The organism is Halopelagius fulvigenes (assembly GCF_055398025.1).
In genome coordinates this window covers 2,616,587-2,642,139 of the sequence record NZ_AP043846.1, presented here as the reverse complement: position 1 = coordinate 2,642,139, position 25,553 = coordinate 2,616,587, and the positions used below count along the sequence as shown (strand labels likewise).

The following is a 25,553-nucleotide window of genomic DNA, read 5'->3' as shown; positions in this document are numbered from 1 at the left end:
TGGTCTGATGTATGAAAAAGTGCGTCTGCGTTACCGGCGCGTGTCCGTCCGCCCCGGCCAACACTGCCCGCAGGGAAACGCGCCCTTGGCGCGGGCTTCCGCGGGCATCGTCTCGATCATGCCCGCAGTCGTCGCGAGCTTCGTCGGATCGTGATAGATGAGCCAGTTGTCGGTGACAACGGGCTCGGGTGGGGTCATCATCTCCGGTCGTACTCGATTCCCTCCTCGTCGAGGATCGATTCGAGGCGTCTGGTTCCGCGTTCGACGTCCATGTACTCCTCGGAGAGATGCTCGTCGGGGTGTTCCGTCGGTTCGGGTTCCCAATGCGCCAGCACTTCGAGGCCGTCGGGGTGGTCGAACGCTCGGATGTGGTTCTGCCACTCTTCGATTTCGGGCGGGCCGATCTCGGGGCGGAACTCTGTCCGCCGGAGGTTCTGGATTTCGCCCTTGTAGTAGACGGAGAGCTCCCAGTTCGGGCCGAACGAGCGCCGGCCTAACACGTACCGGAGCGCCCGCTCGGGTGGGATGTTGCCTTCGTCGAGGCCGTAGACGATGAGTCGCGGGACGTCATCGGGTTTCTCAACGGTGTGCTGGGCGACGCGGTAGGCAGCGATGCCGGCCCGGACGAGATGCCACGGGACGCGTTCGATGTACCCGAACGACATTTAGTGCGCGCCGGAGGCGTGGCCTTCTCCGACCATGTGCGACAGCGCGTCGGATACCATCTTGAACTGCTCGCTATACGGGACGGTGACGAGCGAATACCCGAAGAGCGTCCCGGCGATCACCAGGACGAACGCTGTCGAATCGAGCCACTCCTTCGGGATGGGTGTCGAGTTCGGTTGTGCGATGATTCGGAGGGTCGCGTACACGACGCTCGGCCCCCCGACAACCTTCAGCATCGCGTTCGGGTCGTGCGCGAGGGTATGGCCGAGGATGGTGCCGAACGCGGCCGCCAGGAACCACGCGATGAGCGCGCTCCGCCGCACCTCGATCCTGCCATCGCCATCCTTGTCTCGCGGGAGACGCTTCCGGAGGTGTTTCGTGACGCGACCGAGGCGTGCGCGGATGTTCGAGTTCGACGCCGACGTGACGGTGTCGTGTCCGGTCGACGTGAACTCGCCGGCGGCGGCGACGTCGGCCGCCGACTTTCCGTCGGACGTGTCGGGGTGCGTTTTCTTGTGCTCCTTGTACTCGGCTTTCTCGTCCGAACTGAACGTTTCCCCGCAGTAGTCGCACTCGTAGGCGGGTAGGCCACCCGAGTCGGGGGTGTCCGTATCGCTCGACTCGGCGGGTGTGTTCTCGACGATCGTCTGGGCGGCGTGGGTGGAGATTCCCTCGACGCGGGCGAGGTCGTCGACCATCGCGGTTTGGATGTCGGCGATGGTCTCGTAGCCGGCCGCGCGCAGTCGAGCCGCTCGTTTCGTGCCGATGCCGTTGATAGTCGTGAGGTCGTCGCTGGTGGTGTCGTTAGAGTTTGTCATGGGGAATATCTTCGGCGTAGTGGTCGACGATGCGGGTGAATCCGGCGGACATGACGATGAGGACGAGGCCGAGCGAGAACACCACGGCCGACGCGCTCCAGAACGGTGACGCGATCAGTAGGCGGGCGAAGATGCCCATGAACGCCAGTCCGAGCAGGAAGTACAGTGCTTGAAAGACGAACGGGTATCGACGATCTGTCATCCGCAACCACAGGCCGGCGACCAGGAGGCCGAAGCCGACGAAGAGGCCGAATTGGTGTGCGAGGACGCTTTCCGATGGGGGAGCAATCATCTTACTTTGAACCTCCGTTGAGGATCACGTCGACGCCCCAGCCCGCGCCGAGGATCGTGAGAAGCCCGACGACGGTCCAGTACTGCGGCGGGGTGCCGGTGACCGATATGTAAATGATCGCGAGACCGGCGACTGTGCCGACGTAGAATTTGATGCTGTCTCTGTTCATTAGACATGATTCTTGTAGTACACGCCGCCGGGAGTGGCGGGGCTGCACGAGAGGGCTACGAGGAGGGTAGTTTCGGAACAGTACAAGTGAAAAGACGCCGGCGGGGAATCGAACCCCAGCACATGGATGGCCACCGTCGCCGGCTTTAGATCACCGACGCGATAGGTGGCTCCATGCCGCGACCAGCGGGCGTCAGCTGCGGACGCACGGGCTTTGTTGGAACTATTGGACTGGAATCGTACGGAGTCGAATGACAGACGCACCGCGCGATAGCGGGACGAGGGCCGACGTAGTGAAGATGAGTACGCCGATCTGCGGTCCCGAGGAACGTAGTTCCCCTACGAAGAATTGATCATGTCCGCCGGTTGGCGAATGTGCGCCCGCTCGTGTGGCTCTGCGTCCTATCGCCGTCGGTCTCGCGGCTCTCGCCGGTCATCGGGTCATCTAGGACAGGTTAGCAAGTAGTTCGCTGGTTACGTGTCTGTTTCAGTCTGTTCGTCTGATTCAACCTGCTCGTCTCTTTCCTCAACCCCCTCTTCGCTTGATGCACCGGCGAGGACAGGTTGATCTCCTGTGATGAAGTCAGGCTTTTCTGGAGGAGAGTGGCATCGATTATGTTTTGCCTCCGAGAAAGGTACCCACCAGAAAAAGCCCGTTCGGGCGTCGATTTCGCTAAGGAGCTTCGTCCGGGCCATGATCGCCTGTTTTGAGTCGTGCTGAAGGTTGTGTATGGCAAGGTGTGATTTCGGGTGATCGGGGAAGTCTTCTGAAGCTGGGACTGGATCAGCCTCTACAAGCTCGTTATACCATTCTTGATCGTCAATGATCCTCTCGATATTTCGGTAATAGTCTGTCGCGTAATCAAGTTCGTCGCTTGATAGCAACCCAAGCTGAGAGTAGTGCTGGTCATACATCCGGGTGCTGAGATCTCGCTCAAGATTGCTCCGTTTACTGTCTGGCATAGATGCTAAAAAATCGAGATCTTCCTTTGATCTCTTTATCTCTGCTCTTAGCGAGTTTCGAATCGATCGGCGTTTGACTGCATCTCGATAGTACTGAATCGTCCATGACGCAACAGCAGTTAGGATAGATCCGATGATTATGAACCAAAGTTCGCTCGGCACCCATGAGACGAAATCCAAGAAAGGAGAGAAATCTCCAAGCATTGAGAGCACCTTTCATCAGAAATGTATTCATTGACCACACTTGAACCTGTCCAGTAATAATACTGACACTTTGTCGGATGAAATGGTTCGGCCGAAATGCAGTTTTGATTAATAAAATGACACAATCAACTGCTATCACCGTGGGTCAGTCGCGATGAAGTGCCGAATCTCCTCGATCTGCTGGGCCGACCACCGCCCGGACTCCCGCGCGGCGTCGGTGTTGATCGAGACGGGATAGCCTGTCACCACCTCGCGTTCCTCGGTGTCGATGACGAGCCGGTACGTGACGCCGCCGAACGTCTCGCGAAGCCACCAGAGGTCCCGGCCCTGCTTCGTCACGACGCCGTTCTCGATGCAGCCGTTGATGATCTCGCCGTCGAGGTGCCGCTTCCGGTCCGAGTAGCGATCACCGAACCGCTCGCCGAAGTGAATCCCCGGACGGTACGCCGACGGCTCACGGGGCGTCGGGAGGTCATCTGCAGACATGGGTTACTCCTCGTCTGCGGCAGAGGCTCCCGAACGGACGAGCCGATCCAGTTCGTCCATCGTCTCCTCACAGTCTGGGCAGACGTCGTCGATAGACGCTCTCGGTACGCGCTCCCTGCACATCGGGCAGGTCGTCAAGTGTTCGCCGGCGGCGCGACAGATGCCGCAGTAGTCGGGGTCGGCACCGTGGCCGGCGAACCCTCCACAACACTGGCAGCGTGCCTCCCGAGCCGACTGTATGGGTTGGTCGTCCATCATGCGTCCTCGTCTTCGGGGCAGTTGCACTCGTTCGGACAGCACTCGTCCTCGCCGTCGGGCTCGGGTTCGTAGAACGCGCCGCAGTCCGGGCAGCGATGCGGCGTCGCAGGGCCGTTACTCATGGTGATCGAGATTTAACCGGTGAGCGAGTGCGGCCGCGAACTCTTGCACCCCGTCGACGCGCCCCGCCGCGTACTGCGGGTCGTCGACATCGCGAACGTCCTCGGTGAGGGTCCGTTCGACGGCTTGGATATTCTCGTAGAGCGCGTTCCGCTCGGCTTTCGAAAGGTCGTCTGGTGAGTCAGTCATCGAAAATCACCCATGCGAGATACCAGAGGGCGAGGCCGCCACACCCGATGGACGTGAGGGCGAAGAGATACCACGCCAGCCAGTCCATCGTCAGACGACCGCCGGTTCGAGATCGTCGTCGAACGCGTTCTCGTAGAACTCGGTGATCTTCTCACGAATCGCGTCGTCGACGGCGCCGTGGTCCTGCTCGGCGCTGGCGCAGATGGCTTCGGAGCCGAACTTCCCGCCGGGGAACTTCGCGATGGATCCGCAGAGCGGACAGCGTGGCGTGAAGTAGTCGAGCATCCAGCGGGCGGGGTAGCCCTTCGAGGCGAGGCGTTCCGCGAGCGCTAACCAGAGGAACGTATCGCGTGTGTGGTTGCGTTGGGCTTTGAGTTGCTTGATAGCCGCCGCCGCAGCGCAGTCCATCTTCGGGTTCGGTTCGGCGAACTCCTGCCGGTGGACGCGTTTGAAGTAGCCGAGTAGCCCCGCGTCGGACGAACTGAGTTCTCCGTTCGTGAGGGCGCCTTCCCGATTACTCCAGTCAGCGTCGATGGCCTCGTGCGGTTTCGGCGTCCGCAGCGGGACGAACACATGTTCGGGCGCTTCCGAGGGAGTTGTGAACGCACGGTTATCGAGTGGTACGCCTGTATCGGGGTCAAATGCACACGGTCCTTTCATGGGTGGAATGCAGAAGAATCGCGGAGCGGCGGCTGTTATCCGACATCCCTCATCCCCGCGATCACTGCGGGTCGGGGGCCGGAGCGAGTCTATCCAGTATATACGGCTTATGGCGGATAAATCCGGAGATAGCACAGAAATTCTGTGTTACTTTGGTGTCACAAAGAGACAGTGGCGTAAATCGTCGTGTCGATGGGTCCGTTCGAGATGCCCCCGGTCGACTAACTCGCGGGTCGCGACGCGGACCGTCTCACCCGTGTACCCGAGCATCTCGACTAACTCCGACGTCGTGAGCGGGCCGTTGGCAGCGATCGTGTGATAGATGTGTTTCGTTGCTGGCGATGCGTCACGGAGGTCGTCGGGGAGTTCAGGGAGGGATTCGCTCATTCGTGCATCCTCAGTTCGTTCTGGTAGGTCTGTTCACGAGGGCGATCCCACCGGCGTGTGAACGTCTTCGCACAGCGCTTGCACCGCCAAGAGCACTTGGCGCGGTTATTCGAGTTGACGAAGTGATGCGACCCACAGTCCGGACACGGCGGTTCGTGCTCGGTGTCGGTTTGTGCCGACCCCATCACGCCTCACCTCCGAAGGCGTCGAGGCCGGTTTGATCCGTCGCGGCGTGGGGCCCGCGACCGGGGAGGTTGCTCGGGCGGAACTCGGCGAGGTAGTCCCAGCAGGGATAGCAGAGTCCCCAGAGCGAAACGCCGTAGAGTGGACGAGACGATGCTGGTGAACCGCAGCGCTGGCATTCGGCCTCAGCCATCGGCGGCCTCCCATCGTTCCGAGGGCGTCAGCGAGCGGATTGTCGGGGTCGTTGCATCAACCCGGTACTCGTCGGCGCACGTCTCGCAGACGAACAGTTCGTCGATCGAGTCGAGATAGGCGTTCCCACCGAGGTTCCCGACGGCGACGTTCGCCGGCTTCGTACAGCCCTCGTAGGCCTCACATTCGATGCGGGCCTTCGAGAGACAATCGCCGTCGAGTGTTCGCTGGTGGACGGCGTCGGTGGGCTCACTCATCGTCGGTCTCCATGTTCGCCAGCAGGTGGTCGGCTTCCGGCAGCGGTATCTTGAGTCGGCGGGCGAGGTGCCGGACCTGTTCGTCGTGCAGCGGGCGGGTCTGCTCGGTCATTGGCCGAACACCCGGACCGTCCCCTCGCCACCGGGGCGGTACGCCTCCCCCTTCTGACAGAGGACTTCGACTTCGTCTTTTGTCACGCGAGGCTTCAGGCCGAGTTGCTCCTCGGCCTCGCTGCAGAGTTCCCCGACCATGAGCGGCCCCTCGTCGCCCTGCAGTTCGATGATGAGTTGCCGAAGCGATTCCTTCCGTTCTTTCTGAGTCTTCGAGGTGCCCGTCTCGGTGATGTCCGCGTCGAACTCGTTGTCGTCGTTCGTCGCGAACTGCCGCATCGACGCACCGACGAGCCGTTGGGCGCGCTTGACGTCCTGTTCCTCGATGACGGGCGAGAGGCGGGCCCGCGCCGACGCCTCGGCGATACGGTGGACGTCCTGCAGTTTCCGGAACGTCACCGGGACGGCCGCGTCGGGATCGTAACCGTTCGACGAGCGGAGCGTGACGAACTTCTCGCGGGCGTGCTCGCGCACGTCGTCGTCGCGGAACACGGGCGTGTAGTTCGCTCGCGCGTACGCAATATACTTCCGCAGGAACTCGGTGTCGAGGGCGGGTTCGACCGCGGCGCGCTCATCGTCGCCGACGCTGTTCGTGTTGATCGAGAGGCGCTTGCCGATGTCTTTCGACGCCAGCATCGTATCCGAGATGCGCGTGTCACGCTCCTCGTCGGGTTCGTCCGTCAGTTTCCAGATGAGGCCAAAGCGTGAGAGGAGCGCGCCGTCGATGTCGATCTGTTCGTGGGTTTCCTTATAGGGGTCCCACCGGCCGTCCTTCGGGTTCGCCGCGCCCAACAGTGCCGTCTCGGAGGGCAGCGTCGTGTTGATGCCCGCTTTGTTGACGGGGATACGCTGCTGGGAGAGCGCCTTGTGCATCGACTTCACCGCGTCGGGCGAAATCTTGTCGAGTTCGTCGACGCAGGCGAGGCCTTTGTGCGCGTGGACGAGCGCCCCGGCCTCGAGCGTCCACTGTCCGTCGCCGAAGTCGTCGCGAACAGCGGCGGCGGTCAACCCAGAGGCGGAGGCGCCGTGGCCCGAGACGGAGACCGATCGCGGCGCGATCGTCTCGGCGGCGTCCATCAGCAGGGATTTGCCCGTCGAGGGGTCGCCGATGAGGAGCTGGTGGTAGTCGCCCCGTTCGACCGTCCCGTCGGGCATCTCCACGCGCACGCCCGAGACGAGCTGCAGGAAGATGGCGAGTTTGATGTCGTCTTCCTCCTCGACCGTCGGCGCGATGGAGTCGACGGCCAGCTCGAAGATGTCGCCGTCGGTCTCCTCGCTGGCGATATCGCGGATGCGTTCCTCCTCGGCGTCGGTGATTTCGATGTCCTCGAACTCCGCTTCTTTCGTCGTGATCGCGCGGCCGTCCAAGTAGGGGCGGAACTTCCCCGTCTTCGAGTTATTCGCCGTCTGCTGTTCGAGGTGGAGGATGCCCGCGACCGCCACCTTGTCCCCGGGCTCGATCTGTTTGACGAGGTCGTCTTCGAGGAACACGTCGATATGGCTGGTGTCGCCGCCTTTTGCCACCTCGGGCGGTTCCTCGATGCGGAGTTTCTGGGCGTCGATGAACGTCGAGTCGTCGAAATCGACGTCGAAGGGGCCCTGTCGTTCACAGCCCTGGCACTCGTGGGGTTCCTGAAACCCGCTGTCGGTCTGGGGGATGTACGTCGGCGTCCCGCAGCGCTGGCAGACGAACGCCGCTTCGACGATACTCGAGTACGTCTCGGTCGCCTTCGCGACCTGCCCCTCGATGGCGACGTACTCGCCGGCGTGGTCGGTCGGGGAGAACCCACCGGGGTAGTAGGTGTGCTCCACCGGAAGGCCGGTGAGTCGAACCGTGGCTGCCGGAGTGTCAGTCCCTCCGCTGAGGTCGATGTCCGCCGGCAGGTCGTACAGCCGCAGCGCCTCGTCGGCGTACTCCCGTACCGTCTCGGGGTTGCCCACCCAGTCGTCCGCGAGGGCATGGTCGAACGTGAACAGGTCGTCGTAGGTGATGTACAGCGACCGCTGCTCCGACGGGTAGCGTTGCGCGAGCGTGCCGATGGCGTCGCGGTAGTACTTCTCGAAGAACGCGAGGAACCGGTCGATGAGTCCCTCGGTTCCGGCGACGGCGGCGGTGCTCACGCCGCGTCACCTCCCGGCCCGGTGTGTAATCTACACAACACCGAAACAGGTGTGTGTACGGCGGTTGATGCGAGCTGTGCGAGCGTTGTGCGAGCGTAGTGTTGACTAATCGACATTTGCTTTCGTTTCGTGTTCCGCGTAACTTTCACCTAATCCAAGCGAGGTTGCTGAGTGCGTGGGTCACGGCGGGGGCTTGCCTGCCTCGCGTGTTGTGTAAAGTATACACCTCGACTCCGGTGTGTTCACGCCGTGGTCACCTCCAGCTCGTGGCCGGCGACCATCTCGGGGAGATCGCCGTTCCGGAGGTCGAGGACGAGACGCGTGTTGTCCGAACTCGAGCGCGGCTCTTTCTGCTTCCAGAGGACGTTCGGGTTGCCGACCAACTCGACGACGTCGTCCATGAACCCGTACGTGTTCGTCCGGTCGATCGAGCCGCCGAGGGCGTTGACGATGCCCGTGGCGTCGAGTTCACTCCGCGCCGGTTGGGAGTCGGGACGACCGCCGGCACGGCGACCGAGCGTGTTGATGACCTCGACGGCGCGCTTTTCGGTCGTCGTCGCGCCGTTCTTGCGCACGGTCTGGACGAGGTCCGCGCCGCGGCGAAGCGCGTCGTTCTCGGCTTCGAGGTCCTCGACGCGGTCCTCTAACTCGTCGATGCGCTGAAGGGCGGTCTGGTGCTGTTTGAGCAGGCCCTGGAAGTCGCTCTTCAGTTGGTTCACCTCCGAGCGAAGCTCCTCGTCGGTCATCGGACGATACCTCCGGTGGATTGATGGTGGCTAAATTTCATGCTCATACTGTATTCCCAGTTGGGAAACAGCTTAATGCTTTCCCAGTTGGGAATAGACGGAGAGGGAATTTTCCCACATGGGCAAGATTCATGCAGCCTGCAGCCGAACGAATCATCCAATGGAGAAGCGGCTCCTCGACGAGATGGACATCTGCGAGCCGTATACGGCGAGTGAACTCGCCGAGACGCTTGATGCGGAACGTCGGACGGTCCACAACTACCTCGAAGCCCTCGCTGAGGAGGACAAGATTCATCGTAAGAAGCACACGTCGCGCCACGTCTCGTGGTGGCGAACCGAGTAACGCTGGTTCTCACGCCGAGTCACCTCCGAGGCGTTCGATAACCGGATAGTCACGCGCGTGCGTTTTGCAGACCGTCCGGTGGCCGTGGTCGGGGTGATCGACGACAAAACTCGCCGGGCGAGCGCAGCCGAGACAGCCGCAGCCGGGCGGGAGGTCGTCGAGGACGCTCACGCCGACGCACCCCCCTGCGTACGCCGCCCGCGCACGTTCGACGACCGGCGACAGCGCCGGGAGCTCCCGGAACTGCACCTGGACGTCGATGCCGCCGCGGTCGACCGTCAGATACGGGTTCGTCTCGGGCTGTCGCGCACTACTCTGCTTGAAGAAGAACGCGACGTCGTCACGACGGCACTGCCGCAGGATGTCGCGCGCCCACGCGTGATCCATGTCGCGGCGGTCGGCGTCGGGGCCGGACTCGCCGCCGGCGATGACCCAGTCGTAGCCCGACAGGTCGATTTCCCCGAGCGGGCCGATCAGCGGCTCACACGAGAGGAACAGCGTCTCGGCGTCGCACTCCCGGAGCAGGTCGATCCGGTCGGTGACGCGACCGTCCTCGACGCTCGTCCCCATCCAGACGTTCGGCGGCCACTCCAGCGTCATGTGCGTGGCGCGGCCGGGACGCTTCGTGAGGGTCTGGGAGATGTGGTGCGGGCAGTTCCGCATCACCGCGAACACGTCGAGGATGAACTCGTCGGGAACGGCCGCGTGGAACAGGTCGCTCATCGAGTTCACGAAGATGCGCGACGGCTCGGTGAGCGCGTACGGTTCCTTGAGCTTGTCGGGGCGCGTCGAGACGTTCTCGCCGGCGTGCTCGTTCGTCCAGGCGTGGTCGGTGTGGCCGTACTGCCGGCTGATCCGCTCGGCGTAGCAGTTGTCGCAGCCAGCGCTCACCTTCGAGCAGCCGTGGACGGAATTCCACGTGGTGTCGGTCCACGCGATGTCCGTCTCGTTCATGCCGCCATCCCCGTAATTCCGCTCTGCTGACGCGTCACACCCGAAATGTTGAGGGTGTCAACGGTCGAATCGGTTGGCGAGGCGGCTTCTACGACCGATTCGGGGGTGGAATGGCTGGTCTTTGCCCGACTCAGACCAACAAATAAAGAGTTTTCCTGCCACGGCGGAGAAATGCGAGTCAATGAGTACGACCCACGAGTACGACGTCGTCGTCGTCGGCGCGGGCACCGCTGGATGCTACGCCGCCGCGACCGTCGCGAGTGAGGGTCTCGACGCAGTCGTCGTCGAGCGAAAGACCGCCGAGGAGGCGGGGCACATCGCCTGCGGTGACGCCCTGAAGGGCGCAGACGAGTTCCCCGACGCCATCCCGAAGGCGCAGATAGAACCGGCGTTCACGAACACGGATGTCGACCACGGGCGCTTCGAGATACCCAAGGAGGACTCGGTGCTCGACATTCCGGTCCCCGGCGAACTCGCCGTCATCGACCGCTGGGAGTACGGTCGCCGCATCATCGAGGGCGCCGAGAACGCCGGCGCGGAGTTCCACTACGACACCGTCGTCCAGGACGTGACGCAGGACGACGACGGCACCGTCACCGGCGTCAGCGGCAAGCGCAAGGGCGAGGAAGTCGAGTACGACGCCGACATCGTCATCGACGGCGCGGGCGCGTTATCGCTCCTGCAGGACAAGGCGGACTTCTCCGATGCGACGTTCGACACGAACGTCTCGTACTCGCAGTTCTGTTCGGCCTACCGCGAAGTCGTCGAAGTCGAGGAACCGGTTGAGTGGTCCGACGCACTCGTGTTCAAGCCCGCACAGGTCGCCGCCGGGTACATTTGGTACTTCCCGCGGACGGAGACGGAGATAAACGCGGGTCTCGGCTTCCAGATGAACGAGGAACCGATGAAACTCGTCGACGACCTGAAAGACGACCTGCGGAACCGCGAGGAGTTCGAGGGCGCGGAGGTCACCGACAAACTCGGCGCGGCCCTGCCGACGCGTCGCCCCTACGACTCGGCCGTCGCGCCGGGGTTCATCGCCGCCGGCGACTCCGCGGCCCACGTCAACCCGACCACCGGGGGCGGCATCGCTGGCGCGGCGTACGCCGGCGAGTACGCGGGCGAACAGGCCGTCGAAGCCGTCGCGAGCGGTGACGTCTCCGAGGAGACCCTCTGGCGGTACAACGAGCGCGTCATGTCGCACTTCGGCGCGCGGTACGCCGGCCTCGACGTGTACAACATCCTCTCGACGGCCATCAACGTGGACGAACTGATGAGCCTCCTGGCCGCGCTTCCGGGCGAGAAACTCGCCGAAGCGCTGTACTCCGGGACGACGTCGTTCGGCCCGAAACTCGCTCTCAAGACCGCAAAGGAGAGCTACGGCTACTGGGAACTCATCTACGACTTCTACAAGACGAAGAACCTCGCGGACGAACTCATGGACCACTACAAGCGCTATCCCGGCCGCCCCGGCGCACTCGAAGGGTGGCAGGCCGAGCGTGACCGCTTGATGGACGAAATCTACGAGGTCACGGGCGCGGAACCGAAGTACTGAAAAAAGAAGACGCAGACGGTTCGGAACGTTTTCTTACGTCTCGACGGTCACGTTACCGGACGCTTCGGTCGTCGTGTTCTCTCCGACCGGCGTCGCGGTGTCGTTCGTCGTTGTGTTGTTCGTCGCGGTGGCGTTCGTCGTCGTCTCGTTGACGATCACCGTATCGTTGGCGGTGTCGTTCGTCGTCTCGTTGATGACCACCGTATCGTTAGCGGTGTCGTTCGCCGTCGTCTCGTTCAGTTCGGTATTCGTCTCGTCGGTGTCCGTATCGTTGACGATCACCGTGTCGTTCATTCCTATCGTCTCGTTTTCGTCGGTATCGTTGACGATCACCGTGTCGTTCTCGGTCGTCTCGTTTTCGGCAGTGTCGTTGACGATCACCGTGTCGTTCTCGGCCGTCTCGTTTTCGGCGGTGTCGTTCGTCGTCTGGCCGACGAGGGCGTAGGTGCCGTTCCCGTCGACCATCGCGGTCGCGTTGTTGGTAGAGACGTTGACGTGCGTACCGGTCACGGGGCTCCACGAGTCACCGCTGACCTCGTAGATGCTGAGGGAGAACTCGTCGGTCCCCGCGTCTTCCAGCTCGGACTCCTGGTAGATGAACGACAGTTGGAACGTGGCGTTCTCGGACATCGCTTCGGTCTGGAGGGGCTGACCGAGGACGGCGACGCCCTCGGGGGCGTCGGGGTAGTCCGTCGCCGGGCGGATGTTCACGTCTCGGAACGTCGCGGAGAACGTCGTCTCGTTGACGGTGACGTTCTCGACGGAGTTGTTCTGGGTGACGTTCGCGCTAGCGTTTTGGCTCGCGTTGCTCGCGTTGTTCAGCGCTTCGGTGTTCTGACTGGAGACCGTCCAACCGGTCGTGTTGTTGACGACGGCCTCACGGACGGTGTTGTTAGTCGAGTTCACGAAGGCGAACGCGCCGGAGAACGTGTCGTTCGACTCGTTCGTCTCGGTGTCGTTGATCTCCGTCTCGTTAATCTCGGTGTCGTTGATCTCCGTCTCGTTAATCTCGGTGTCGTTGATCTCCGTCTCGTTCAGTTGGCTGGTGGAGACGTTATCCGCGGTGACGTTCTCGACGACGCTGTCGGACGCGCCCGCGAAGACGACGGCGGCGCGTTCGGTGTCTCTCGCTTCGAGGTTGTTCACCGAGGCGTTCTCGGTGCCGGCGAGGTGGACGCCGACGTCGAAGTCCGAGACGGTCGGGTACTGAACCGTGGCGTTATCGCCGGCGACGGCGATGCCGACGGTGAGCGATTCGTTGTTCGTCTGATTGGCGGTCGTCCCGTTAGGGGCGCTGATTTCGATGTCCTGTCCGTCGAGAGTCACGTTGTCCGCGGCGATGACGATGCAGGCGGACGCGTTAGCGTCGACGCCGGGGTCCGACACTTCCTGCAGTTCGTCGGCGGAGAAGTTCTCGGAGATGGTGTACGTCCCCGATTCGTTGATGACCGTACACGAGTCGATGGTCCGGTTGTCCTCCTCCTCTTCGACGGGAGTCTCCGTCTCATTCTCGGTCGGAGTTTCCGTCTCATTCTCGGTCGGAGTCACCGTCTCAGTCGGGGTGTCTGTCTCCGTCTCGGTCGGAGTCTCCGTCTCAGTCTCAGTCGGAGTTTCTGTCTCCGTCTCCGTGGTGTTGTTCGTCTCCTCGATCGGAGTGTCTGTGGCCGTGTCTGTCGCCGTCTCGTTCTCAGTTGTCTCCTGTGCGACCACGGGGGCGGCGAAGACGCCGACCGGCGTGGCCACCAAGACCAGAAGAGCAACCGCAACGGTAATCGTTCGTCTACGTGTCATGCAATACCCACATCTCCGTCTGCGTTGATAAAAATTGTAAGCGGGCTTACATAGTTTCCACGGGAAATGAATATATTATTATCTATCCTAAACCTCCGGTTTTGGCAGTAAGAGGGACTGAAGAATAGGAAAACGAACAATGTGTAAACGTAAGTAAATAACTATCCTCGGTCAGGGTCGGCGCTTCGAGAGTTCCCGGATGGACTGAGAGAGGACGTCGATGCCGAGGCCGATGCTGTCTTCGTCCACGTCGAACGTGCTCGTGTGGTGGCCGCCGGGGTGGTCGGTTCCGACGCCGATGTAGGCCGCTTTGCCGCCGTTCTTCTGTACCTCCTGCATCAGGTAGGTGGCGTCCTCGCTACCGCCGAGGGAGTCGCGTTCGACCAAGGAAGTCACGCCGGCGTTCTCGCCCGCGACGTCGCTCACGATTCCGACGAGTTCGTCGTCGCTCCGCGCCGAGGGGGCTTTCCCCTCCGTCGTAATCTCCACCTCGCAACCGTGCATCTCCGCCGCCGACCGGAGGACGCGACGGGACTTCTCCTCCATGTACTCCATCAGTTCGGTCGTCTCGCCCCGGACTTCGCCCTCGATGAACGCCTCCTCGGGGATGATGTTCGTCGCGGTGCCGCCGCCGACCATCCCGGCGTTGACGCGCGTCGCGCCGTCGGCGTGCCGCGAGATGCCGTAGAGGTTCTGGACGGCCGTCGCCATCGCCTGCACCGCGTTGTCGCCCTCCTCCGGGCGCGCCCCGGCGTGCGACGGCGCGCCGGTGAACTCCGCGCGGAAGTGCGAGACGGCGAGGAAGCCGTCGATGCCCGCGACGATTTCGCCGGAGGGGTGGTCGAGTCCGATGTGGGCGCCGTAGAGGTAGTCCACGTCGTCGAGGAGTCCCGACTTCGACATCGCCCGCCCGCCGGCGACCAGTTCCTCGCCGGGTTGGAAGAACACCTTCAGCGTCCCCGCGAAGTCGCTTTCGAGGACCGAATCGAGGACGCCCAGTCCGATGGCCGCGTGGGCGTCGTGCCCGCAGGCGTGCATGTACCCCTCGTTCTCTGACCGGAACCCCGTCGCCGTCGGTTCGTGGCCGTCGTCCGAGGACTCGGTGATGGGGAGGCCGTCGATGTCGACGCGGAGGGCGACGGTCGGTCCTTCGCCGCGTTCGGCCACCGCCACCGCGCCGGTGTACCCGCCGCGGAGGGCTTCGAGAACGTCCTCGCGGGCACCCGCGGCGAGGGCGCGTTCGTACCACTCGTCGAGTTCCGCCTCGTCGGGGACGGCCATCCGTTCCTCCTCGGCGAGTACCTCGCGCCCGACGTACAGGGCGTCTAAGTCCCGCGTCTCCAGTTCGTCCACGAGGCGCGCGGTGGTGTAGAACTCCCGCCACGCGGGTTCGGGGTGCCGGTGCAAGTCGCGTCGAAGGCTGACGAGGTCGGACGTCGTCATCGTCTGTCGGTGGCGGTGGACGGTGATAAACCTCGCCGAGTACGTCGGGTTTGCCGCCACGCGGTTCGAGTCCGTCCCTGCGCCTCGCCGTCGGCGCGTTGACGGGTCTGCGCGCCGTGTCGGGTCGCTTATGTGGACCCGTCTTCCACCAGTGAGTGAATGACCGACTCAGACGAAACTCGTGAACTGCGATTCCGAGGCGGACGCCTCGCGAGCGCGGTTCCGATAGCGTTCTTCGTCGCGTGGGCCATCGTACAGAGCGGGATACTGGGCATCGGCGACCCGACGGGACTCGTCGTCGGGATGCTCCTCGGACTCATCCTCGGGATGTTCCTCGTCGTCGGGAACTGGAAGGAGTACGCCGACGTGGTGTTCGACGGCATGACCGAACGGGTGGCCGCGACGGCCATCGTCGCGTGGTTGTGGGCCGGGATGTTCGCCGAGACGATTCAGGTCGGCGGCTTCGTCGACGGACTCGTCTGGGCCGCGGACGCGATAAGCGTCGGCGCGGCGTTGTTCCCGGCGCTGACGTTCCTGCTGGCGGCCCTGCTGGCGACGGGTATCGGAACCGGGTACGGGACGGCGATCGCGTTCACCGCCCTCGTCTTCCCGGCGGGCGTCGTCCTCGGCGCGAACCCCGTCCTCATGTTCGGGGCCATCCTCTCGGGCGCGGTGTTCGGCGACAACCTCGCGCCCGTCAGCGACACCACCATCGTCAGCGCCGTGACGCAGAACGCCGACATCGGCGGCGTCGTCGCCTCGCGGTTGAAATACGCCCTCGTTGCCGCCGCCTTCGCCTTCGTCGCCTACCTCGTCGCGGGTGCCGCGATGGCGGGGCAACCCATCGACGTGAGCAACGTGGGAGGCCCCGCCACCGCGCGGGGACTCGCCCACCTCCTCTCCATCGCCATCGTCATTGTGACGGCGGTGCGCGGCCGACACATCATCGAGGCCATCTCGTGGGGTCTCGTCACCTCCGTCGCGTTGAACCTCCTCCTCGACCTCGCCGCGCCCGCGGACATGGTCGCCTTCGAGGCGTCGCGGGCCTCCGAACTCGTGCAGACGGCAGACGCGATTCCCGTCGTCGGTGCGTTCGTCGTCCCGGTCGAACCCGGGAGCGCCGCCGTCTCGGGGAGTCTCTACGCCGGCGCGGCGGGCTTCTTCCCCCTCATCGTCCTCGTCCTCCTCATCGTCGCGGGCGCGCAGGTGATGCAGGTCGGCGGCGCGTTCGACGCGATACAGGAGTTCCTCCTCGAACGCGTGGCCACCAGCGTCCGCCGCGCGGAGACGACGATGGTCCTCGGCACCGCCCTCGTCAACGGGATGATCACCATCAACACCGCCGCCGAAATCGCCATCGCGCCGTACATCGCGACGCTCGGCCGCCGGTTCAACATCAACGGCTACCGCCGGGCGAACATCCTCGACGCGAACACCTCGGCGCTCGGGTACATCTTCCCGTGGGGCGGCGGCTTGCTCGCGGGCTACTCCGCGATGCAACGCCTCCCCGAGCAGTACGAGTGGTTCACCCAGTCGATGGTGGTCAACCCCGCCAGCGTCTGGCCGTACGTGTTCCACGGTTGGTTCCTCGTCGCGGTGTTCCTCTTTGCGGCGTGGACCGGGTACGGACGCGAGTACGTCTCCGACCGGCAGTCCGGGGAGGTGAGCCGCGTATGAGCTTCCTCGACTTCCTGTTCGCCGAGGAGACGTTCCGCGCCTCGAAGCCCGCCTTCGAAGCCGGCGAGACGGTGACGGCGTTCGTCACCCGCATCACCGGCGACGGCGCGATCGTCCGAATCGGCGACACCGTCATCGAACTGCCGGGGGCGGACCCGACGCTCCTCGAACGGCGCGTCCGGTTCGAAATCGAGGAGTTCGACGCCGCGTCGAGTCGCGGCCGCGGACGACTCGTCGAAGTGCTCGACGACCGAGGATAGCGAGAACGGAGACGCGAAAGGAAAATTGGAGAGCGTCGGCGGCGGCGGAGAGAAGAACGCGGGAGCGAGAGAGTCGGTCGCTCTCCGTCTACTTCCGTCGGTGGCCGAGCGGTTTCTTCTGTTCGACCTCTATCTCGACGTGGATGCTCTCGGGGAACGCCATGTGGCCGACTTCGCGCGCGATGTGGTCGTTGCCGTGAATCTCGAGTTTCCGCGAGTAGACGGTGTACTCCCACGGCGAGAACTCGTCGCCCGGCGCGAGATTCCTGTACTGCGGGACGCGGACGTTCTCCGGCGGTTGGGCGTGCGGGCCTTTGCATTCGGCGCCCTTCTTCTCGACGAGTTCTTTGAGACTCGACACTTCGTCTTCGAGTTCGTATCGATTCCCGCTCTGGAAGGTGAGTTTGGTTACGAAGGTCATGGCTGGGTGGTGGCCGTTACACCCATCGAGAGTACGGAGCGGTAAAAACGCACCTACACGCGGAATCCGTGCGCGAGCGTGACAGACAGAGACGACGAGGTGTCGGTATCTTTCAACAAGAAGAGAAGAACGACTCTCCGATACCCTCTTAAATCCCCGTATATATACATTCACCAATGACAGTGGAAGCGGTGAGCGCTGGAGCCATCCTCTTCCGCGACACCCGCGGCCGAAGGGAGTACCTGCTCCTGAAGAGCCGACCGGGGGACTGGGAGTTCCCCAAGGGCGGGGTCGAAGGAAACGAGGAGCTCCAGCAGACAGCGATACGCGAAATCAAAGAGGAGGCGGGAATCGAAGACTTCCGCCTCATCGACGGGTTCCGCGAGGACTACGACTACGTGTTCGAGGCGAACGGCAAGACGATTCACAAGACGGTGCACCTGTTCATCGCGCGCTCCTTCGAGGCGAGCGCCGAACTCTCCCGGGAGCACCGGGACCTGCAGTGGCGCGACTACGAGCAGGCGATAAACACCATCACGCAGGACGGTCCGCGCGACATCCTGGAGAAGGCGCACTCGTTCCTCGACGACCTCCTCGCGGAGAGCGACGAGGAGAACCGCCGGTACATCGCCTGAACCGTCGTCCCTCCGACGCAGAGCCGTAGCCCCTCCTCGCGGTCCGACTCCGCGCGAGTCGGTCCGTCCCCGTAGCGACGGCGTTTTCGCTCCCGTTCGACGCCGACCCGAAACCGTTTCCTCCCCCGACCGAAGACCACCGGACGTGTACCCCGCAGACGCCGAGTTCGGGTTCGAGTTGCTCGTCTGTCGGTGGGCCGAGGAGTCGTGGCCCCCGGACGGAGAGCGAGACTCGGCTGTTCTCGTCGCGCGCCAACTCGGGACGAAGCGCCGCCGGTGGGACACCGTCGTCGTCGAGTGCGACTCGGCGGGACTCGCCGCGCGCGCGGCGTTCGGCGACCGAACGCTCGATTCCGACCTCCTGCACGTCGTCCGCAACGCGCCCGAGGAGTGGGCGTGGTACCGCGACGCCCTCCCGCACCCGGGCTACCCGTGGCGGTACGTCCGCGCGGCCGTCCACCGCGCGGCGGGCCGCGGCGTCGTCGAGAAGCGTCGCCGCGGCAACCGCATCGAGATTCGGCGCATCGCGCCCTACCCCGACTGGGTGCGCCGCATCGTCGCCGTCGAGAACAAACCGGACCTGGACGCCTCCGCCGCCCGCGCCCTCTCGGACCAACTCGAACGCGACGTGGAGACGGGACTGGCCGACGAGGTGTGGGTGGCGACGACGGCGACGGGGCGGCGCGTCGAACCCGCGCTTCTCGAAGACGTGCCCGTCGAGGTGGGAATCCTCACGATGTCGTTCGACCCCGACGAGAGAGCGTGGGCGACGGCGGACGTGGAGTGGCACCCCAGCGACGTGACGCCCGCGGACGACGACGCCGACCGGGAGACGACCCGCCTCAAACTCGCCGAACGCGCCTACGGCAAGGGCTGGCGGTCGTTCCACGAGACGATGCGGCCGGACTGCCGCCACTTCGAACTCCGGCGGTTCGGCGGGGTCACCGGACGCAGTCCGGTGGGCTGTCGAGGTTCGCTCGGCAGTGTCCTCGTCCCCCACTGCGCGGCCAAGGGGCGGTCGCAGACCGCCGCGGAGTGCGCCGGGTCCTGTCCCGACTTCGAACCCGAACCGCCCGCGTGGCGGACGAGGGGGTGGCCCATCGAGGGCGGACCGGGGAAGGCGATACGGCGACTGCTCGGCGACAGGCGGGAACGCGTCCGCGAGAGAGAAACCGAGCGGACGGGTTAGTCGGTCACTTCCACGTCCACCTCGTCGCGTTCGACGGCGAGGCGGAACGTCGGGACGGTTCGGTAGACGACTTCGACGACGCCCTTCCGGCGGAGACTCTGGAGGGCGCGGCGGACGTCCTCGACGTCGGGGTCGTCGTCGAACCGGTCCCGTATCTTGTTGAGGACGCTCACGACGCTCTCGGAGCGTTCCTCCGGGCCGGCGACGACCTCGAACACCTTCGATTCGAGGGCGGGGACGCGGATGACCGAGGGCACCCCCTCCTCCTCGTCGGCGTCGGTCTCGACGCCCGGTTCGACGTCCACGAGGTCCGCCGCCTCGGCGGTGGCGCGGATGAGACTGTTGTCGTCGCGGTAGTAGTACTCCTTGAGGTTGTCCTCCAGATAGCGATGCACGTCGCTCCCGGAGTCGAGCCCCCACCGTTCCTGTAACTCCTTGTTCTTCGTCGGCTGGAGACGAACGACGTCGGCGAGTCGTTCCTTCTCTTCGTCCGAGAGTGCCATTGCGTCCAAATTTGCACCGGGGGATATAGACCTGTTTTCTCCGCGCGGCGGCGGACTGTCTCCCCCGCGTGAACGAGCGTTGAAGCGGAGAGGACCGAACGGCGGGGCGAGGGGGGACCGAACGCGGGGCCGGGGGAACGCTTACACGCGCGCCGCGCGTCGCGCCCCCATGGCTTGGGATACCGTCCGACTGGAGTGGGACGACGAGGTGGCGACGCTCGTGATCGACCGCCCCGACCGGCTGAACGCGCTGAACCCCGAGACGTTGGACGCGGTCGAGGAGGCGGTCACGGAGGCCCGAGAAGAGAGCGCTCGCGTCCTCGTCATCACCGGTGCGGGCGACGAGGCGTTCGTCGCCGGCGCGGACATCGAACGGATGCGGGGGTTCGACACCGCCGAGGCGCAGGCGTACGCCGAACAGGGCCACCGCATCGCCTCGGCGGTCGAGTCGTTCCCCGCGCCGACCGTCGCCGCGGTCAACGGGTACGCCTTCGGCGGCGGGTGCGAACTCGCGTTGGCGTGCGACCTGCGCGTCGCCTCCGAACGGGCCGTCCTCGGGCAGACCGAGATCGACCTCGGAATCATCCCCGGGTGGGGCGGCACCCAGAGACTCCCCGCACTCGTCGGCGACGAGACGGCCCGCCGGATGATATTCTTCGGCGAACGCATCGACGCCACCGACGCCTACGAACGCGGACTCGTCGGCGAGGTGGTCGCCCACGACCAACTGCGCGACCGAGTCGCGGAGACGGCCGCCGAACTCGCCGAGAAACCGCGGCACGCCCTCCACGCGGCGAAGGAGGCGATAAACGCCGGCCACGAGGCCCCGCGGTCGGCCGCCTTGGAACACGAGGCGCGGGCGTGGAGCGGACTGTTCGGCACGCACGATCAGAGAGAAGGGATGGAGGCGTTCGTCGAGAAACGCGACCCGGAGTTCGAGTAGTTACGTCGCGTCGATGACGTCGGTTCCGTCGGCGGCGTCGATGGACGATATCGCCGCTTCGAGTTCGCTCGCGGACGCCTCGATGTCCTCGACGACTGCCATCTGGTCGTCGTTGGCCGTCGCCGCTTCCGTCACCTCGGCGCGGACGGACTTCGAACGTTCGGCGGCGGTGTCGACCATGCTCGCGACTTCCTCCGTCCGGACGGCTTGGTCGTCCGTCGCCGCGGCGATGTCGTTCATCCCGGTCGAGGTGGCGCGAACCTCCTCGGCGATGGCGTTCTGGTTCTCGACCATCTCGCGGACGGCGTCGGCGTTCGAGCGAACCTCCTCGGTGACCGACTCGATGCTCTCGACCGTCTCGCCGGCGTCGCCGCGCGTCTCCTGAATTATCTCCTCGATGCGCTCGGATTCGTTCTGCACCTCGTTCGCCAACGATTTGACCTCGTTCGCGACGACGGCGAATCCTTCGCCGGCCTCGCCCGCCCGCGCCGCCTCGATGTTGGCGTTGAGGGCGAGGATGTTCGTCTGGTCGGCGATGTCGTTGATGACTTCGACGATGTCGTCGATTTCGGCGACCTGTTCGGCGAGTTCGCGTGTTTGTTCGGCCGCTTGGTCGCCGCTCTCCGCGACGCCCTCCATCGCCCGAACGGCGTCTTCGCCCGCTTCGGTGCTCGCCTCCGCGAGGCGTTCTGCCTCCTCGGAGCGTTCGTTGACCTCCTCGGCGGAGGCGGCGATCTCTTCGACGGTGGCCGAGAGCGACCCGACTTCCCCGGAGACTTCGTCCATGTTCTCCGCCTGTTCGCCGGCCAGCGACGCCGCCTCGCCGAGTGCGTCGTCCACGCGTTCGCTCGCGTCCGTCGCCCCGTCGATGGCGTTCCGGAGCGTCTGTTCGACGCTCGTCTGCGCTCCGACTATCGCCTCGCGTTGCTCCACGAACTCCGTCATTGAGGACGTCGTCTCGAACGCGCCGACGACGTTCCCCTCGCCGTCGAAAAGCGGCACCGCGTTCGAGCGAACCCACTCCGTGCCGTTCGGCGTGTGGACTTCGCGGAACTCGTCTTCTCGGGCCGCCTCGCGCGTCCGAAGCGTCTCCTCGGCGAACGTCTCCTCGTTGCCGGACTCTCGGAACGCCTCCTCGGTCGTCAGTCCGAGCATCTCCGCTCTGTGTATCCCGTACGACGAGGCGGCGGTCTCGTTGAAATACGCCACCCTGTCGTCGGCGCTGACGACGAACGCAGGTTCCGGGAACGACTCGACGACTTGTTCGAAGAGGCCGCGCCAGTAGTCGCGTTCCGTCCGCAGTCGTTCGGTCTCGCTCGACGCGTCCACGTCGGGGTCTAATCCTCCGGCGCGGTCCGGCGTCTCCGGCGACGCGCCCGCATCCGTCGCGGGGCCGTCGTCCGAGATGACGCCCCCGTCGGTCCGTTTCTCCCTCGTCTCCTCGCCCCCGTTTCGTAATCGACGTGTGAACCAACCGAAATCCATGTTCTACGTTCCGAGAATGAGCCGTATAAATCCCACATCCCCGTTATCAGAACTGAGACTTCTGTCCCGTTCTCGTTCCGCGACGCGGCCGTCGCCGACCGGGAGAAAGAGGAGCAATGCCGGATACGTTGACTGTACAATTCGCTAACGTAGCACAAGGATAAGGCGTCGGGAGACGAAAGGAGATGTATGACCGAAGACGTCAAACTGAGTCGAGTCGAGCCGAGATTAGAACAGCTCTCGTACCCGATATCGCGGTCCGACGCGGCCGAACAGTGCTCGGACGTCGAGTTACAACTGGCCGACGGGGAGGTGAACCTCGGCGACGTCATCGCCGACACGCAGAGCGACTCGTTCGGCGGGCCGGGCGAACTGTACGAGGAACTGCAGAACTCGCTCCCGATGGAAGCCCTCGGCGAGCCGAGACAGTCGGACGGAGACGCCTGACATCGCCCGCGTCCGGGACTCTCCGCCGGGGTCGTTTCCGGACGTTTAAGTGCCAGAAGCGACTGTCTCTTGTAACAATGGAGTTCTGCGACGAATGCGGTTCGATGATGAAGACGGACGGCGACAAGTGGGTCTGCGGGAGCTGCGGCTACGAGAAACTCCGCGACGAGGCCAAGGAGTCGCACATGACCTCCACCGCCTCCCGCGAGGACGGCGGAGTCGTCGACATGTCCGACGTGGACGACGCCGAGATCGGCCCCACGACCACGGTCATCTGCCCGAAGTGCGGACACGACAAGGCGCGCTACGAGATGAAGCAGATTCGCTCGGCCGACGAGTCCGAGACGCGCTTTTTCACCTGCGTCGAGTGCAGTCACAAGTGGCGCGAAGACGACCACTGATACCGTAGCGACGCGTTTCTCCGGCGAGTTAAGTCCGCGCCGCCCGTAGCGGCGTCCATGCGCCCGTCGGACGTGCCGCCGCCGGCGGTTCCGTCGCCCGAGGGATGGCGCGTCGTCTCCGAGGAGGCGACGACGCCGTTCGACGCCGTCGTCGTCGCCGTCCGCGCCCGCACGGTGCTTCTCGCGGACGAACGCCTCCGCGAACGGGTGACCGCGAGGGCGGGCGCGGCGGGGTCGGACGCCGCCACAGGTTCCGACGCGGAGGCGGACGACGCGACGTGGCGGTTCTTCTTCGCCAGTCGCCTCCGCATCGAACCCGCCGCGCCGCCCTCCCGCGCGGTGACCCGACTCGTGACGAAGCGAGCGAACGCCGGGTTCGCGGACGTCCTCCGCGAACGGGGGTTCGACTCCGTCCGCGCCGTCGAGTCCCGCCCGTTTCGGATTCGGGACGAAGAGGCCGACCTGACGCGCTACCGGGCGCGCGTCCCTCTCTCCGAGTTCGCTCTCCTCGCCGAGGCGTACGTCGCGGTGTGGCCCGACGGCGGCGGCGGGTTCCTCGTCGCCGGGGGCGCGTACCCGCGGGACGTCGAATCCGGTCCCGCCGAGGAGTTGTCGGCGCTACTGGAGCCCGACAGGTTCAGAGAAGAGCTGTTCGAGATGGTGCGCGCGACGGAGTGACGCTACTCGTTCCGCGCGAACGTGAGATAGCCCGTGTGGCCGACGCCCGCGGTGGAGGGGCGCGATCCGCGTTCGCCGAAGTCCATCTCTCGCTGGATGGTCTCGAACGTCTCCACCGCCGAGAGGCCGACGTCGCGGGCGGCCAAAGAGGTCTCGCGACTCTGCTCGACGAACGGCGAGTAGACGGCGACGTAGCCGCCGCTTACGAGCAGTTCGGGGGCGCGCCGGACGACGTCCGCCGCGTCGCCCGTATCGAGGGTGAGGAGGTCGAACCCGCCGTCGAGTTCGTCGAGTTCCTCCGTCAGGTCGCCCGTCCGAACCTCGACGGTCCCGGCGACGCCGGCCATCTCCATGTTCTCGCGGGCCACGTCGGCGAAGTCCGCGTCGCGTTCGTACGTCGTCACCGCCGCGCCCATCCGGCCGAGGTACGCGGAGAGGACGCCCGTGCCGGTGCCGGCGTCGAGGACGCGGTCGCCCGCGGCGATGCCCGTGTGGCCGACGATGAGTCCGATGTCGCGCGGCATCATCGGCGCGCCGGTGCGTTCGAGGTGGTTGAACAGGTCCGGGCCGCGCAGGCCGCGGACGAGGAACTCCTCGCCGAGATGCGTCTCGAGCGTATCGCCCGGTTCGACGCCCTCGGGGACGTCGAGAACGCCGAGGTCGGTGTGGAGTTCCTCGCCCGGGCCGCGGAGGTACTCGCGGTCCCCGTGGACGAGCAGGTACACTTATTCGAGCCGCGAGATAGCGGCCGCGAGGTCGCCGTTCTCGGCTTCGAGCGCGTCCCGCGCCTCGTCCTTGCCGACGCCCGCGCGCTGGGCGACGATTTTGATATCGGAGTCGGGGATTTCGGCGTCGCCCTCGGAGGCGGACTCGTCGGCCTCGGATTCGCCGCCCGCCCCGGAGGCGTCGCTCGCCCCGGCGTCGCCCGACCCGAGTTCGGTCGACTCGGGTTGGCCGACTATCTGGTACGTCTCTTGGCCTTGGGCGTCCATCCGCGTGACCTGCGCGTCGGAGAAGACGAGCTCCTCGTCGGCCGTCCTGATGACGACCTCCTCGGCGTCGAGCTCCGTCACGTCGATGCCCATCTGTTTCATCATCTGCTTCATCTTCCGCGGGTTCATACCGCCTCCGCCAAACATACCCGAAGCGTCGGGGTCCGGTAGCAAAAGCGTGGCGAACGCTCCTCGGCGGGTCGGTTCGGTCTGCTGATGGACGGCGTCCGACGCCGCCGGACGCCCGCCCCGCGATCAGGCGTCGGCGTCGGTCCGACCGGTGCGGACGCTGACCGCCAGTCCGTTCCCTATCGGGAGCAGGACCGTCTCGTACTCCGGGTCGGCCCGCACGGCGTCGAGGTAGGACGCGACGCCCTTCGTGTGTTCGTCGGGGGCGTCGAGCGATTCACCCTCGACGTACCGGGCGAGTGCCGCCGCGTCCGCGGGGCCGCGCGTCACGTTGTCGGCGACGACGACGCCGCCGCGGGCGACTTTCGACCGGACGGCCCGGAACGCCTCGGCGTACCGCGACTTCTCGTGGTCCACGAGGACGACGTCGAACGGACCGTCGTACTCCTCGACGGCCGCCACCGCGTCGCCCTCGTGGAACTCCGTGCGGTCGGACAGACCCGCGCGTTCGAAGAACTCCCGGGCCATGTCGAGTTCGTCGGCGTCGTACTCGGTGAGGATGAACTGCGCGTCCGGCGCGGCGCCCTTCGAGAACCAATAGGCGGAGTACCCGAACCCGGACCCGAACTCGAACACGTGCGCGGCGTCGGTGAGGCGCGCGAGGAGTCTGAGCGCCCCGCCCGCCTCTAGCCCGACGATGGGGAAGCCGTGTTCGTCGGCGTAGGCGGCCATCTCCGCGTGTATCTCGTCGTGTTCCGGAGACAACCCCCGAACGAGCCTTCGGATCGCCTCGGCGTCGTCGCTCATGGCCGGCCCGTTCGACGGGCGGGGACGTAAGCGTACGGTCGGTGCGAGACAGCTTCGATACGAGCACTGTATCGGAAGG

35 protein-coding genes are annotated in these 25,553 nt (G+C 65.0%); 10 read left to right on the top strand and 25 right to left on the bottom strand.

Annotation, left to right across the window (positions count from 1 at the left end):
* Positions 1–30: 30 nt before the first annotated feature.
* The 16 genes from ACZ522_RS18530 to ACZ522_RS18455 form a co-directional block, all read right to left on the bottom strand.
* Positions 31–201 (bottom strand): hypothetical protein, encoded by a 171-nt coding sequence (locus ACZ522_RS18530; RefSeq protein WP_379696165.1) that lies wholly within the window; start codon positions 199–201, stop codon positions 31–33.
* The gene (locus ACZ522_RS18525; RefSeq protein ID WP_379696166.1) at positions 198–665 is read right to left on the bottom strand and encodes a hypothetical protein; all 468 of its coding nucleotides are present in this window, start codon (positions 663–665) and stop codon (positions 198–200) included. Before ACZ522_RS18525 ends, ACZ522_RS18530 begins: the two co-directional genes overlap by 4 nt.
* A complete protein-coding gene (locus tag ACZ522_RS18520; RefSeq protein ID WP_379696168.1) occupies positions 666–1,484 on the bottom strand; it encodes a helix-hairpin-helix domain-containing protein in 819 nt (272 codons plus the stop codon). It abuts the gene before it with no gap.
* Positions 1,471–1,776, bottom strand: coding sequence for a hypothetical protein (locus ACZ522_RS18515; RefSeq protein ID WP_379696170.1), 306 nt, complete (start codon positions 1,774–1,776; stop codon positions 1,471–1,473). Before ACZ522_RS18515 ends, ACZ522_RS18520 begins: the two co-directional genes overlap by 14 nt.
* A 1-nt stretch (position 1,777) precedes the next feature.
* Complete coding sequence (locus ACZ522_RS18510) at positions 1,778–1,945, bottom strand: hypothetical protein (protein WP_379696172.1); 168 nt, start codon at positions 1,943–1,945, stop codon at positions 1,778–1,780.
* Between the two features lie 473 nt (positions 1,946–2,418).
* Positions 2,419–3,120, bottom strand: coding sequence for a hypothetical protein (locus ACZ522_RS18505; protein WP_379696174.1), 702 nt, complete (start codon positions 3,118–3,120; stop codon positions 2,419–2,421).
* 126 nt (positions 3,121–3,246) lie between these two features.
* A complete protein-coding gene (locus ACZ522_RS18500; protein WP_379696176.1) occupies positions 3,247–3,597 on the bottom strand; it encodes a hypothetical protein in 351 nt (116 codons plus the stop codon).
* Between the two features lie 3 nt (positions 3,598–3,600).
* Complete coding sequence (locus ACZ522_RS18495; RefSeq protein WP_379696178.1) at positions 3,601–3,852, bottom strand: hypothetical protein; 252 nt, start codon at positions 3,850–3,852, stop codon at positions 3,601–3,603.
* Entirely contained in the window at positions 3,852–3,977 is a 126-nt protein-coding gene (locus ACZ522_RS18490) for a hypothetical protein (RefSeq protein WP_379696180.1), read from the bottom strand. The genes ACZ522_RS18495 and ACZ522_RS18490 overlap by 1 nt, the downstream gene beginning before the upstream one ends.
* A complete protein-coding gene (locus ACZ522_RS18485; RefSeq protein WP_379696182.1) occupies positions 3,970–4,164 on the bottom strand; it encodes a hypothetical protein in 195 nt (64 codons plus the stop codon). Before ACZ522_RS18485 ends, ACZ522_RS18490 begins: the two co-directional genes overlap by 8 nt.
* A gap of 90 nt (positions 4,165–4,254) precedes the next feature.
* Positions 4,255–4,737: a hypothetical protein gene (locus ACZ522_RS18480; protein WP_379696184.1), complete on the bottom strand. Its 483-nt coding sequence runs from the start codon at positions 4,735–4,737 to the stop codon at positions 4,255–4,257.
* 234 nt (positions 4,738–4,971) lie between these two features.
* Entirely contained in the window at positions 4,972–5,211 is a 240-nt protein-coding gene (locus ACZ522_RS18475) for a MarR family transcriptional regulator (RefSeq protein ID WP_379696186.1), read from the bottom strand.
* 184 nt (positions 5,212–5,395) lie between these two features.
* Positions 5,396–5,587 (bottom strand): hypothetical protein, encoded by a 192-nt coding sequence (locus tag ACZ522_RS18470; RefSeq protein ID WP_379696188.1) that lies wholly within the window; start codon positions 5,585–5,587, stop codon positions 5,396–5,398.
* Positions 5,580–5,843, bottom strand: a complete 264-nt coding sequence (locus tag ACZ522_RS18465; RefSeq protein WP_379696189.1) for a hypothetical protein — start codon at positions 5,841–5,843, stop codon at positions 5,580–5,582. The genes ACZ522_RS18470 and ACZ522_RS18465 overlap by 8 nt, the downstream gene beginning before the upstream one ends.
* Before the next feature lie 108 nt (positions 5,844–5,951).
* Complete coding sequence (locus ACZ522_RS18460; protein ID WP_379696191.1) at positions 5,952–8,075, bottom strand: minichromosome maintenance protein MCM; 2,124 nt, start codon at positions 8,073–8,075, stop codon at positions 5,952–5,954.
* Between the two features lie 242 nt (positions 8,076–8,317).
* A complete protein-coding gene (locus ACZ522_RS18455; protein ID WP_379696193.1) occupies positions 8,318–8,821 on the bottom strand; it encodes a coiled-coil domain-containing protein in 504 nt (167 codons plus the stop codon).
* Between the two features lie 160 nt (positions 8,822–8,981).
* On the opposite strand from ACZ522_RS18455, the gene ACZ522_RS18450 reads away from it, so the two are divergent.
* Positions 8,982–9,164, top strand: coding sequence for a hypothetical protein (locus tag ACZ522_RS18450; protein ID WP_379696195.1), 183 nt, complete (start codon positions 8,982–8,984; stop codon positions 9,162–9,164).
* 9 nt (positions 9,165–9,173) lie between these two features.
* On the opposite strand, the gene ACZ522_RS18445 is transcribed toward ACZ522_RS18450, so the two are convergent.
* Complete coding sequence (locus ACZ522_RS18445; RefSeq protein WP_379696197.1) at positions 9,174–10,118, bottom strand: DUF5131 family protein; 945 nt, start codon at positions 10,116–10,118, stop codon at positions 9,174–9,176.
* A 181-nt stretch (positions 10,119–10,299) separates the two neighbouring features.
* On the opposite strand from ACZ522_RS18445, the gene ACZ522_RS18440 reads away from it, so the two are divergent.
* Positions 10,300–11,673, top strand: a complete 1,374-nt coding sequence (locus tag ACZ522_RS18440) for a geranylgeranyl reductase family protein (protein ID WP_379696199.1) — start codon at positions 10,300–10,302, stop codon at positions 11,671–11,673.
* Between the two features lie 33 nt (positions 11,674–11,706).
* Here ACZ522_RS18440 and ACZ522_RS18435 read toward each other — a convergent pair whose 3' ends face one another.
* Both ACZ522_RS18435 and ACZ522_RS18430 read right to left on the bottom strand, forming a co-directional pair.
* Positions 11,707–13,416: a hypothetical protein gene (locus ACZ522_RS18435; RefSeq protein WP_379696201.1), complete on the bottom strand. Its 1,710-nt coding sequence runs from the start codon at positions 13,414–13,416 to the stop codon at positions 11,707–11,709.
* A 219-nt stretch (positions 13,417–13,635) separates the two neighbouring features.
* Positions 13,636–14,907, bottom strand: coding sequence for an amidohydrolase (locus tag ACZ522_RS18430; RefSeq protein ID WP_379696203.1), 1,272 nt, complete (start codon positions 14,905–14,907; stop codon positions 13,636–13,638).
* 159 nt (positions 14,908–15,066) lie between these two features.
* Between ACZ522_RS18430 and ACZ522_RS18425 the strand changes: the two genes are divergently transcribed.
* Together ACZ522_RS18425 and ACZ522_RS18420 are read left to right on the top strand one after the other, a co-directional pair.
* A complete protein-coding gene (locus ACZ522_RS18425; RefSeq protein ID WP_379696205.1) occupies positions 15,067–16,584 on the top strand; it encodes a Na+/H+ antiporter NhaC family protein in 1,518 nt (505 codons plus the stop codon).
* Complete coding sequence (locus tag ACZ522_RS18420) at positions 16,581–16,844, top strand: DUF7513 family protein (RefSeq protein WP_379696207.1); 264 nt, start codon at positions 16,581–16,583, stop codon at positions 16,842–16,844. Before ACZ522_RS18425 ends, ACZ522_RS18420 begins: the two co-directional genes overlap by 4 nt.
* 88 nt (positions 16,845–16,932) lie before the next feature.
* Here ACZ522_RS18420 and ACZ522_RS18415 read toward each other — a convergent pair whose 3' ends face one another.
* Positions 16,933–17,265, bottom strand: coding sequence for a 30S ribosomal protein S10 (locus ACZ522_RS18415; protein WP_379696209.1), 333 nt, complete (start codon positions 17,263–17,265; stop codon positions 16,933–16,935).
* Positions 17,266–17,441: 176 nt separating this feature from the next.
* Between ACZ522_RS18415 and ACZ522_RS18410 the strand changes: the two genes are divergently transcribed.
* Both ACZ522_RS18410 and ACZ522_RS18405 read left to right on the top strand, forming a co-directional pair.
* Positions 17,442–17,900, top strand: coding sequence for a bis(5'-nucleosyl)-tetraphosphatase (locus ACZ522_RS18410; protein WP_379696210.1), 459 nt, complete (start codon positions 17,442–17,444; stop codon positions 17,898–17,900).
* A 145-nt stretch (positions 17,901–18,045) separates the two neighbouring features.
* Positions 18,046–19,089 (top strand): DUF5787 family protein, encoded by a 1,044-nt coding sequence (locus tag ACZ522_RS18405; RefSeq protein WP_379696212.1) that lies wholly within the window; start codon positions 18,046–18,048, stop codon positions 19,087–19,089.
* Here the strand turns inward: ACZ522_RS18405 and ACZ522_RS18400 are convergent.
* Complete coding sequence (locus tag ACZ522_RS18400; RefSeq protein ID WP_379696214.1) at positions 19,086–19,592, bottom strand: DUF5797 family protein; 507 nt, start codon at positions 19,590–19,592, stop codon at positions 19,086–19,088. The two genes, ACZ522_RS18405 and ACZ522_RS18400, sit on opposite strands and share 4 nt — an antisense overlap.
* 169 nt (positions 19,593–19,761) lie before the next feature.
* On the opposite strand from ACZ522_RS18400, the gene ACZ522_RS18395 reads away from it, so the two are divergent.
* Positions 19,762–20,535, top strand: coding sequence for an enoyl-CoA hydratase/isomerase family protein (locus ACZ522_RS18395; protein WP_379696217.1), 774 nt, complete (start codon positions 19,762–19,764; stop codon positions 20,533–20,535).
* Here ACZ522_RS18395 and ACZ522_RS18390 read toward each other — a convergent pair whose 3' ends face one another.
* Positions 20,536–22,020 carry a methyl-accepting chemotaxis protein gene (locus ACZ522_RS18390; RefSeq protein ID WP_379696220.1) on the bottom strand — a complete coding sequence of 495 codons (1,485 nt, stop codon included), beginning with the start codon at positions 22,018–22,020 and terminating at the stop codon, positions 20,536–20,538.
* A 189-nt stretch (positions 22,021–22,209) separates the two neighbouring features.
* On the opposite strand from ACZ522_RS18390, the gene ACZ522_RS18385 reads away from it, so the two are divergent.
* The 3 genes from ACZ522_RS18385 (at position 22,210) to ACZ522_RS18375 (ending at position 23,546) form a co-directional block, all read left to right on the top strand.
* Positions 22,210–22,467 carry a DUF5789 family protein gene (locus ACZ522_RS18385; RefSeq protein WP_379696223.1) on the top strand — a complete coding sequence of 86 codons (258 nt, stop codon included), beginning with the start codon at positions 22,210–22,212 and terminating at the stop codon, positions 22,465–22,467.
* Positions 22,468–22,544: 77 nt separating this feature from the next.
* Entirely contained in the window at positions 22,545–22,868 is a 324-nt protein-coding gene (locus ACZ522_RS18380; RefSeq protein WP_379696226.1) for a transcription factor S, read from the top strand.
* Between the two features lie 57 nt (positions 22,869–22,925).
* The gene (locus ACZ522_RS18375) at positions 22,926–23,546 is read left to right on the top strand and encodes a DUF6517 family protein (RefSeq protein WP_379696229.1); all 621 of its coding nucleotides are present in this window, start codon (positions 22,926–22,928) and stop codon (positions 23,544–23,546) included.
* 2 nt (positions 23,547–23,548) lie between these two features.
* Here ACZ522_RS18375 and ACZ522_RS18370 read toward each other — a convergent pair whose 3' ends face one another.
* The 3 genes from ACZ522_RS18370 to ACZ522_RS18360 form a co-directional block, all read right to left on the bottom strand.
* Entirely contained in the window at positions 23,549–24,271 is a 723-nt protein-coding gene (locus tag ACZ522_RS18370; RefSeq protein ID WP_379696232.1) for a tRNA (adenine-N1)-methyltransferase, read from the bottom strand.
* Positions 24,272–24,685, bottom strand: a complete 414-nt coding sequence (locus ACZ522_RS18365; protein WP_379696234.1) for a nascent polypeptide-associated complex protein — start codon at positions 24,683–24,685, stop codon at positions 24,272–24,274. It abuts the gene before it with no gap.
* 108 nt (positions 24,686–24,793) lie between these two features.
* Positions 24,794–25,474: a class I SAM-dependent methyltransferase gene (locus tag ACZ522_RS18360; protein ID WP_379696237.1), complete on the bottom strand. Its 681-nt coding sequence runs from the start codon at positions 25,472–25,474 to the stop codon at positions 24,794–24,796.
* Positions 25,475–25,553: the final 79 nt, after the last annotated feature.